This window comes from Mycobacterium sp. NAZ190054 (genome assembly GCF_001545925.1).
In the GTDB taxonomy this organism is placed as follows: domain Bacteria; phylum Actinomycetota; class Actinomycetes; order Mycobacteriales; family Mycobacteriaceae; genus Mycobacterium.
Genome location: NZ_LMVQ01000378.1, coordinates 1 through 2,669 on the forward strand (window position 1 = coordinate 1; position 2,669 = coordinate 2,669).

Annotated in this window: 2 protein-coding genes and 2 pseudogenes; 1 reads left to right on the forward strand and 3 read right to left on the reverse strand. The window is 69.1% G+C overall.

Annotated elements, in window-relative coordinates:
- Positions 1–131: pseudogene (locus ASJ79_RS22090) on the reverse strand (MBL fold metallo-hydrolase); the annotation flags it as partial.
- Between the two features lie 104 nt (positions 132–235).
- Between ASJ79_RS22090 and ASJ79_RS22095 the strand changes: the two are divergent.
- The gene (locus ASJ79_RS22095; RefSeq protein WP_231750976.1) at positions 236–1,894 is read left to right on the forward strand and encodes a hypothetical protein; all 1,659 of its coding nucleotides are present in this window, start codon (positions 236–238) and stop codon (positions 1,892–1,894) included.
- A gap of 4 nt (positions 1,895–1,898) precedes the next feature.
- Here ASJ79_RS22095 and ASJ79_RS22100 read toward each other — a convergent pair whose 3' ends face one another.
- Complete coding sequence (locus ASJ79_RS22100) at positions 1,899–2,459, reverse strand: hypothetical protein (protein ID WP_067959931.1); 561 nt, start codon at positions 2,457–2,459, stop codon at positions 1,899–1,901.
- A 76-nt stretch (positions 2,460–2,535) separates the two neighbouring features.
- A pseudogene (locus tag ASJ79_RS34330) lies at positions 2,536–2,669 on the reverse strand (aspartate aminotransferase family protein); the annotation flags it as partial.

Consider the following 2,669-nt stretch of genomic DNA (forward strand, 5'->3'; position numbering starts at 1 on the left):
TCGCCGGGGACGAACAGCGCATCGCCGGGATGCATCAGCTTCGCGGGATGCTCGCCGTCACCCACCAGGTACGAGATGTTGTCGATGACAGGGATTTCCGGGTGGATCACCGCATGGACACCGCCGGTGGCGCCGGCGCACCGTCGCCCGTCGCGGCCCGCCACACCGGAACGTCGCCCGACGCCGTCTCTCGCTGCTGCTCAGTGCCGCGGCGCTGATCGTCTGGCTGCTCGCGGTGCCCGGGCTGCCGGGTGCGGACGCCGGCTACTACGGCCTGCTGTTCTCCGGAACCGGACCGCTTCTGGCGGTGTGCATCGTGTTGTGCACCTGGGCGCTGCTGGTCGCGGTGCGGGACCGGCAGTTGCTGCCGGCGGTCGCCGCGGTGGTCGCGGCGATAGTCGTGTCCAGGGTGACCACGGTGGTGGCCACCGAGGTCCCGCTCTACGACTGGACCTACAAGCATCTCGCCGTCGTCGACTACATCATGGTCAACGGCCGCATCGCGCCGGACGGCACCGACATCTACGCGCAGTGGACCGCGTTCTTCACGACCTGGGCATGGTTCTGCGAGGTCACCGGGATACCGGCGATGACCGTCGCGCACGTGTTCGCCCCCGTCATGCACGTGCTGATCGCGCTGACCGTCTACACCGCGGCGCGGGTGCTCGGACGTTCCCGGCGCACCGCGGTCACCGCGGGGTTCGTCGTCGAAATCGTGAACTGGGTGGGGCAGGACTACTTCTCGCCGCAGGCCTGGTCGGTGGTGCTGACCTTCGGCATGCTCGTGCTGCTGCTGGCATCGCCGCGCAGCCGGGCGTGCGGAATCCTGGCCATCGTCGTGTTCGCCGCGACCGTGCCCACCCACCAGTTGACCCCGTTCTGGGCGGTCGGCGCGGCGTGCCTGCTGTGCGTGTTCCGCAGGGCCCGCCCGTGGTGGGTCGCGGTGGCGATGGTGTCGATCGCCGTGACCTATCTGCTGCTGAACCTCGAAGCGGTGCTGCCGTACGGACTGCTGTCCGGCGGCAGCCCGCTGAGCAACGCCGGCAGCAACATCCAGAGTTCCGGCCTGCCCGCCAAGGATTTCACCTCGGCGGTGGTGCGCGGGCTGTCGGTCGTCGTCGTGCTCGGTGCGGTGGCGGCCGCGGTCTGGATGCGCCGCAGGAGACGTCCGGTGCTGGCACTGGGCATCGTCGCCTTCAGTTCGTTCGGGCTGCTCCTCGGTCAGAGTTACGGCGGCGAGGCGATCTTCCGCGTGTACCTGTACTCGCTGCTCGGATGCGCGATCCTGATCGCCCCCGCGGTGGTGGCCGCGGTCGACGGGACGCAGGCCCGCCGGTGGCTGGTGCGGACGGTCGCCGTCGGTGCGGCGACGGTGGCCCCGGTGGCCGGTCTGCACGGCTACGTCGCGTTGTGGCCGTTCATCTACGAGACCCGCGCCCAGGTCGACCTGATGCAGTCGATCACCACCGACGCCGACAAACGCACCAGGTTCGTGATGATGCGCCTGGGTGGGATGCCGACCCGGCTCAACGCCGACTACGCCGAGCTCACGCTGTTCAACCCGTACTACGACGAGCCGGTCAGTTACGACCTCTGGGACGGCAGGGATCCGCGACTTGCCGAACTCAAGGCCTCGTTCCCGACCGAGGAGGATCTGAAGACCCTCAGCGACGACGTCACCAACGGTGTCTACATGGCGTACGTCATCTTCAGCGAGCAGTCGAACAAGGCGATCCGCTACTACGGCGACTTCCGCCCGGAGGCCGTCGGCATCGTGCAGGACGCGTTGCGCCGGTCACCGAAGTGGACGGCGGTCTACGAGCAGGGTGAGACCGTGGTGTTCCGGAGCGTGAACCCGTACTACGCCCCCGGCAACGACAACGTCGTCGAGTAGCCGTTCACCCGCCGACCAGTTTGCGCATCTGCTCGGACACGGATTCCAAAGCGCCGTCGACCATCTCGGCGTCGAAGACGGTGTCGTGGAACTCCGCCGTCAGCCACAGCGAGCCCATCACCGTGGCCGAGGTGACCGTCACCCCGCACGGGCTCACCGGGTCGCTGGCCACCAGGATCCGGGCCTCGGCGGGGTCGCTGAACGTCCAGGGGTTCTTGGGCACGGTGCCGATGCTGGAATGCAGCAGGCGCAGCGGGGTCCGGGCGGGCACCACCCACTCGGGGCGCCGACCGGAGCGCAGCGCGGCCCTCGTCTTCACTGTGCCCGCCACCAGGTTGGCGACCGGGCGCGCCATGCGGGCCGCGGTGGTCATCTCCTCGTGCAGCCCGCGCGGTCCGGCGTCCCGCTCGAGCGTGAAATCCAGCCCGGCGGAGAAGGACCCGAGGGTTCCGTGCCCGTCGGGCAGGTAGCGCCGGACGTCGAAAGGCAGGGTGACCACCGGGTCCACCTCGAACCCGGCCGCCGCGAACGCCTCGTGCAGTGCGCACGTCTGGATCGCGAACATGCTGACCCCGGGCAGGGCCGAATCGCGTTGGCGCCGTAGCTCTTCGGTCGTGTCCGCGTAGATGCGGGCGACGCGGGTGGCCGCCGACGTCGAAGTACGCCATCCCGTCGATGATCGCCTGCATCACTTCGGGATTGCGGTGCCCGAGGTTGTAGGTGCCGCCGTTGAGGTGCATGTCGATCAGCCGGCGGCCGCTCATGTCCCACAGGA